6 protein-coding genes are annotated in these 6,590 nt (G+C 36.6%); 2 read left to right on the top strand and 4 right to left on the bottom strand.

What is annotated here, in order from left to right; genetic code table 11:
- Window positions 1–37: 37 nt before the first annotated feature.
- Genes HMPREF9073_RS01755 through HMPREF9073_RS01745 form a run of 3 tightly spaced genes read right to left on the bottom strand, consistent with a single transcriptional unit; the run spans window position 38 to window position 2,841 of the window.
- The gene (locus HMPREF9073_RS01755) at window positions 38–1,447 is read right to left on the bottom strand and encodes a CCA tRNA nucleotidyltransferase (RefSeq protein WP_009412268.1); all 1,410 of its coding nucleotides are present in this window, start codon (window positions 1,445–1,447) and stop codon (window positions 38–40) included.
- On the bottom strand, window positions 1,447–2,238 hold the full coding sequence (gene kdsA / locus HMPREF9073_RS01750; RefSeq protein WP_009412267.1) for a 3-deoxy-8-phosphooctulonate synthase: 792 nt from the start codon (window positions 2,236–2,238) through the stop codon (window positions 1,447–1,449). Before kdsA ends, HMPREF9073_RS01755 begins: the two co-directional genes overlap by 1 nt.
- A gap of 21 nt (window positions 2,239–2,259) precedes the next feature.
- A complete protein-coding gene (locus HMPREF9073_RS01745) occupies window positions 2,260–2,841 on the bottom strand; it encodes a MarC family protein (protein WP_009412266.1) in 582 nt (193 codons plus the stop codon).
- A gap of 102 nt (window positions 2,842–2,943) precedes the next feature.
- On the opposite strand from HMPREF9073_RS01745, the gene HMPREF9073_RS01740 reads away from it, so the two are divergent.
- Both HMPREF9073_RS01740 and HMPREF9073_RS01735 read left to right on the top strand, forming a co-directional pair.
- The gene (locus HMPREF9073_RS01740) at window positions 2,944–3,453 is read left to right on the top strand and encodes a hypothetical protein (protein WP_009412265.1); all 510 of its coding nucleotides are present in this window, start codon (window positions 2,944–2,946) and stop codon (window positions 3,451–3,453) included.
- A complete protein-coding gene (locus tag HMPREF9073_RS01735) occupies window positions 3,450–5,312 on the top strand; it encodes an ABC-F family ATP-binding cassette domain-containing protein (protein WP_009412264.1) in 1,863 nt (620 codons plus the stop codon). Before HMPREF9073_RS01740 ends, HMPREF9073_RS01735 begins: the two co-directional genes overlap by 4 nt.
- Here the strand turns inward: HMPREF9073_RS01735 and HMPREF9073_RS01730 are convergent, their stop codons facing one another.
- Window positions 5,313–6,431: a formimidoylglutamase gene (locus HMPREF9073_RS01730; protein ID WP_009412263.1), complete on the bottom strand. Its 1,119-nt coding sequence runs from the start codon at window positions 6,429–6,431 to the stop codon at window positions 5,313–5,315.
- Window positions 6,432–6,590: the final 159 nt, after the last annotated feature.

Below are 6,590 nucleotides of genomic sequence, written 5' to 3'. Positions count from 1 at the left end.
GTTTAAACTAAACTTTTTGGACAGCCTCTTTTTAATTTTATATCAATTTCATTTTCTTTGCTTTATCCATCATAAAGGCTTTAGCTGCCTCATACTCATTGGGGATTTTACCTTCTAAAATTGCTTCTTTTATCGCTTCTTTTAGTACCCCTACAGGTCGCGAAGGAAGTAAATTGAAGGTTTGCATTATTTCTTCACCACTCACCGGAGGTTGAAAATTTCGAATGTGATCTTTTTCCTCTACCTCCACTACTTTCTGACGTACTATTTGAAAATTGTCGTGATATTTCTTAAACTTTTTAGGGTTTTTAGTAGTGATATCAGCTTCACAAAGAGTCATCAAATCTTCAAATTCTTCTCCTGAGTCAAATACCAAACGCCGTACTGCCGAATCGGTTACAATATCTTCCGCAATGATAATAGGTCGCGAACTCATTTTTACGATTTTCTGCACGTATTTCATCTTATCGTTCAGTGGCATTCGCAAGCGTTTGAAAAGGTGATATACCATTTTGCTCCCTACAAACTCGTGTCCGTGAAACGTCCAGCCAATCTTCTTATCAAAACGTTTAGTAGGGGCTTTACCAATATCGTGTAACAATGCCGCCCAACGCAACCATAAGTTATCAGTATGTTCTGAGATATTATCTACAACTTCCAAAGTATGCCAAAAGTTATCTTTGTGGCGTTGTCCATCCTGCTCTTCTACACCTTGTAAGGCAATAAGTTCTGGGAGAATATAGTGCAATAAACCTGTTTCATATAGCAATTTCAGTCCTACAGAAGGTTTAGGTGATGCTAATATTTTATTCAGTTCTTCTACAATGCGCTCATTAGAAATAATTTTCAAGCGTTCTTTATTATCAGTAATAGCTTTCAGCGATAGCTCTTCTATCTCAAAATTCAGCTGAGTAGCAAACCTAATTGCACGCATCATACGTAATGGATCATCTGAATAAGTAATATCAGGGTCTAAGGGTGTACGAATAAGTTTCCGCTCTAAGTCTCCTAAGCCATCAAAAGGGTCAATAAGGTCGCCAAAAGTATCTTTGTTCAGTGAAAAAGCCATCGCATTGATAGTAAAATCACGGCGGTTTTGGTCGTCTTGCAGCGTACCACTCTCTACATAAGGTTTGCGAGAGTTTGATTCATAACTCTCACGGCGTGCCCCTACAAATTCTATATCTAATCCATCGGCTTTAATCATAGCTGTACCAAAGTTTTTGAATATAGATACTTTAGGGTTGTTCGGCAATTGTTCAGCCACTTTTTCTGCTAATGAAATACCACTACCAATAGACACTATATCAATGTCTTTAGGAAGTTTTTTCTTTAGTAAATAATCGCGTACAAACCCTCCAATCACGTAACTTTCAAGCGGTATTTCAGCTGAAATATTACTGATAAGTTCAAATATAGGATTAGAGAGTGCTTCAGTATAGTTCATTAAAATTCGTTAATTGTTTTGCGAATGGCAACCAAACGCGTTAAAAGTCCTTCGAGGAGGTCGAGATGTAGCATATTAGCCCCATCGCTTTTGGCATTGGCAGGATCAAAATGAGTTTCTATAAATAGTCCATCGGCATTGTTTACTATGGCTGCACGAGCAATAGTTTCAATCATATCGGGGCGACCTCCTGTTACCCCAGTAGTTTGATTAGGCTGCTGTAATGAGTGGGTAACGTCCATCACAACAGGAGCAAATTGGCGCATTGTAGGAATTCCTCTAAAATCTACTATCAAATCCTGATAGCCAAACATCGTTCCGCGATCGGTAATTAAAGCCTTTTTATTACCACTATCAAATACCTTTTGGACAGCAAACTGCATACTTTCAGGACTCATAAACTGACCTTTTTTGAGGTTTACTACCTTACCCGTTTCGGCTGCTGCCACAACCAAATCTGTTTGGCGTACCAAAAAAGCTGGTATTTGCAATACATCTACATACTCAGCGGCCATCGTGGCATCACTCACCTGATGAATATCAGTAACGGTAGGTACCCCAAAAGTTTGACCTACTTTTCGGAGTATTTTCAGCGCTTTTTCATCGCCTATACCCGTAAACGAATCTACACGGCTACGATTGGCTTTCTTAAAACTCCCTTTAAAAGTGTATGGAATATTCAGTTTTTGAGTGATATTCACTATACGTTCTGCAATTTTCATCGCCATATTTTCTCCTTCTATGGCACAAGGTCCTGCTAAGAGAAAAAAATTATCTGCTTTATTTAACATTTTATTTAATTTATTAGAGTATTAGTGAACAAAAAGCATTGCCCTAATATTAGTGGTAAACAAATTTACAGCAATAGCTAAAAGAATGACCCCAAAAAGGTTGTGAAGTACAGTAATACCTTGTTTGCCTAAGAATTTTTCTATACGTTCCGACGATTTTAGTACTATATAAACAATAACCATATTGATAATTATCGCTACAATAATATTCTCTACATAGAATTTTGCTCTGAGCGAGAGTACTGTTGTAAGCGCACCCGCTCCTGCCACCATAGGGAACGCTAATGGCACAATAGAAGCACTTTCAGGAGTTGTTCCTTTGTAGAGGGTAATTCCTAAAATCATCTCTAAGGCGAGAAAAAATAAGATAAACGCTCCTGCTACAGCAAAAGCTTCAACGGTTACCCCAAATAAATTCAGCAATTGCTTACCAAGAAATAAAAACACCACTAATAAACTTCCTGCTACAATAGCTGTTTTCTCTGATTGTATACGTCCCGCTTTTTTACGTAGGTTGATAATAATTGGCACACTCCCAATGATATCTACCACTGCAAAGAGTACCATAGTAGCGGAGATAATCTCCTTTACATCAAAATTCATAACTTAAAAAATTTGCGCAAAAGTACAAATTAATTAACAAATTTACAAATTGACAAATTTGGTAATTGATAAATTATTGTTACCTTTGCCTCTCATAAGACTATGCTAAACGAAGATTTTATCATAAAAGGTAGAAAACTTACCGCTGAAGAGTGGGGAAGTAGACTTCTATTGGTAGCTATCAACCTACCAATAGCCATTATTACCTTTTATACTCTTAACTTCAATTCTTCTACTTTCTTTTTCCAATTTATTTTCGGAATAGTCACTGCCTTTTTAGCATTTTTTGCTATTATTATGACCTTTAAAGAATACAAATATTCACTACTTACACTTCATTTTTACAATAATCAATTAAAAATACTATACAAAAATAAAATTCTGAAAGATGTAACTCTAAAAGATATTAAATTATTACATTTTTTTAATTTATCTGAAAAGAAAGATAAAATGTGTAGGCCTTTTTTGGATATTTATGACCATAATAACATTATTATTATACATATACAACTGAATTTTAGAGACTACAATCAGCTAAAAACATATCTTACCCCCTACCCTATTAATATAAACGACGAAGTTATACACAATTATTCTGACATAAAAAAATGAACTTACTATCTGTAGAAAACATATCTAAAGCCTTTGGCGAACGTATAATTCTTGAAAACATTTCTTTTGGCATCAATAAAGACCAAAAAATAGCCTTTATAGCCAAAAATGGTACTGGAAAAACTACTCTTCTCAACATTATCGCTGGGAAAGATCTCCCTGATAGTGGTCAAGTGGTATTCCGTAAAGGGATACACATTGGTTTTCTCTCTCAAAATCCTTATTTTAATGAAGATTTAACGATAGAAGAAACTATTTTTGCTACAGATAACCCCATTTTGCGCCTTATCCGAGAATATGAACACGCCTTGCAGCACCCCGAAAATGAAGATGCCTATCAAAAAGCTTTTGAACAAATGGAACGCCATAACGCGTGGGATTTCGAAACACAATACAAACAAATCCTCTCCCGACTTAAATTGGATAACCTCCATTTGAAAGTAAAAAACCTTTCTGGCGGACAAAAAAAGCGCCTAGCCTTAGCCAATGTACTCATCAGTAAACCTGATTTATTGATATTAGATGAACCTACTAACCACCTCGATTTAGAGATGATAGAATGGCTCGAACAATATTTCGCTAAAGAGAACCTTACCCTTTTCATCGTTACTCACGACCGATATTTCTTAGAACGCGTCTGCAACGAAATATTAGAGTTAGACAACGGTGAACTCTTCAGTTATAAAGGAAACTATTCTTATTTTTTAGAGAAGAAAGAGCAACGACTCGCACAAGAACAGGCTTCTGTAGAGAAAGCTAAAAACCTATATGTAAAAGAACTCGACTGGATGCGCCGCCAACCAAAAGCGCGTACCACCAAATCTAAATCGCGTATCGACGACTTCTATAAAATTAAAGAAGCAGCTCACAAAAGACGCAAAGAGCATTCCGTGCAATTAGAAATCAATATGGAACGCTTAGGTAGCAAAACTGTAGAGTTTCACAACGTATGCAAGGCTTTTGATGAGCTCTGCGTACTCAATAAGTTTAGCTACAATTTCCTACGAGGAGAACGAGTGGGGATTATAGGCAAAAACGGCACAGGGAAGTCTACATTCTTAAACCTCCTCACAGGAACGCTCACCCCCGATAGTGGTAAAATAATAGTAGGCGATACTATCAAATTTGGCTACTATACCCAAGAGGGCATAGAGGTATTACAAGGGCAAAAAGTGATAGAAGTAATACAAAAATACGGCGATTATATCCCCTTACTCAAAGGTCGTACCCTCTCAGCTGGGCAATTATTAGAACGTTTTCTCTTCGACCGTAAAAAGCAATACGACTATGTAGAAAAACTCAGTGGAGGTGAGCTCAAACGCTTATATCTCTGCACTGTACTTATACAAAACCCTAATTTCCTAATCCTTGACGAGCCTACAAACGACCTCGACATCGTTACTCTAAACGTCTTGGAAGACTTTTTGTTAGACTATCCCGGTTGCTTAGTTGTTGTCTCTCACGACCGCTATTTTATGGATAAAATCGTAGACCACCTTTTTGTATTCAAAGGCAAGGGTGAAGTAGAAGATTTCCCTGGTAACTATACCGACTATCGCGTATATGAAGAAAGTATCCCACCGGTAGACGAATCTCTTAAAAAAGAAACCACCAAAAACACTTGGCGCAAAGACGGAATGAAAGGTCTATCGTTCAATGAACAGAAAGAATATAACCGTTTAGAAAAAGAAATCGCCCAATTAGAAGAGCAAAAAGCGAGTATTGAAGCAGCTTTTGCCGAAGGAACACTTAGCAATGATGAAATACAAACCCAATCAATTGCCTTACAGCAAACGCTCACTGCCATAGAGGAAAAAACAGAACGGTGGTTTGAGTTAACTGAAAAATTAGAACAATAATTAAACCGATTTGCGATAAGTACGCCACCAACGATCGGGAACGATACCGCGAATAGCTTCTTCATAATCTTGTGGTAAACAAGGCACAAGTCCTGAAGGCACATGATTTTGAGGAGAAGAATATTTGTCACCTCCTGGTTTCATCCACCAACGTTCAGTTTGGGTACTCTTGAAAAACTCTATTTGTATATCGTCTATAGGCACAATATATTTAGTGTAATTCTCATCGTTGATTACAGGCAATTCCTTAATGCGGAAGGTAAAACCTTCATAAAAATACCAAACCATTTCTGCAAGTAATTGGGCAGCTAAATCTGTATTAGGAATATCAAAAATACCCGCTACTTGCACATTACTACTAATACCTGCATAACGCGCTATAGCACATATTTCTCTGCTATTAAATCCATTTACGTTACCCATAGCCATCATATCCTTTGCTTGTACTGAAGTCATATCCACACTCACTATATCAGCATCGCGCATAGCAGGCTCTATAATCTTCAAATCATTCACTATATTACCTAAACGATGCACCTCAAAACACATTTTCTCAAGCAAATCCAATTCTTCTTGGGCTACATAATACGATTGATAACCTAAATTTGTAAAATCTAATAGATTTACAGGTGGTTCTGATATGAGTTTACTCATATACGAACTTTCTACAAATAACTCTTCTGTATTGCCAAAATCAAATTTAGAATCCACACATACAAGGTTTACCATCTGTTCAAGGCTATCAAAAGCACGATAAAGTGAATAGGTAAAATCTTGCGATCCTCCTAACACTACAGGAATTACCCCCTCCTTAATCAATTCAGCTACAATCTCTTTAATAGCAAAATGCGTATCTTCTTCAGTAGCTCCTAAGGGCAAGTTTCCTAAATCTGCAATACCGAAATTCCAATTACCCATAAAAAGTGAGTACAAATGTTGGCGAAAACGATAAAACGACTGCCCCATCGTTTCTATACAGAAGAAAGCTATTTTTACATCTGTAAGATCTGGCAATCCTAAAGAAGGAAGGTGTTTATGAAGTTGAAAACCTACTTGTTGTGGCTTGTAATCATCTAAGGTAAAAGACTCATCTATAGGTTGTAAATAGGATAATGACATAATTTTTTTATTAATAGACGGCAAAGGTAGGAGATAATTAGCAAATTAGCAAATTTGTGATTTAGTAAATTATTTATCTTTCCTCTCTTGTAGTTTGTAATTATTTATTAATTTTGCCCCAAAATAGTACCTTTATCAAGTTCCTTATACTTGAAATAA

This window comes from Capnocytophaga sp. oral taxon 326 str. F0382, from assembly GCF_000318295.1.
GTDB lineage: Bacteria > Bacteroidota > Bacteroidia > Flavobacteriales > Flavobacteriaceae > Capnocytophaga > Capnocytophaga periodontitidis.
This window is presented reverse-complemented; position numbering and strand designations above follow the sequence as displayed.

Bases quoted from the DNA above. Each gene is read 5' to 3' on its own strand.
- HMPREF9073_RS01755 (WP_009412268.1), bottom strand. From the start codon at position 1,447: ATGAACTATACTGAAGCACTCTCTAATCCTATATTTGAACTTATCAGT.
- kdsA (WP_009412267.1), bottom strand. From the start codon at position 2,238: ATGTTAAATAAAGCAGATAATTTTTTTCTCTTAGCAGGACCTTGTGCC.
- HMPREF9073_RS01745 (WP_009412266.1), bottom strand. From the start codon at position 2,841: ATGAATTTTGATGTAAAGGAGATTATCTCCGCTACTATGGTACTCTTT.
- HMPREF9073_RS01740 (WP_009412265.1), top strand. From the start codon at position 2,944: ATGCTAAACGAAGATTTTATCATAAAAGGTAGAAAACTTACCGCTGAA.
- HMPREF9073_RS01735 (WP_009412264.1), top strand. From the start codon at position 3,450: ATGAACTTACTATCTGTAGAAAACATATCTAAAGCCTTTGGCGAACGT.
- HMPREF9073_RS01730 (WP_009412263.1), bottom strand. From the start codon at position 6,431: ATGTCATTATCCTATTTACAACCTATAGATGAGTCTTTTACCTTAGAT.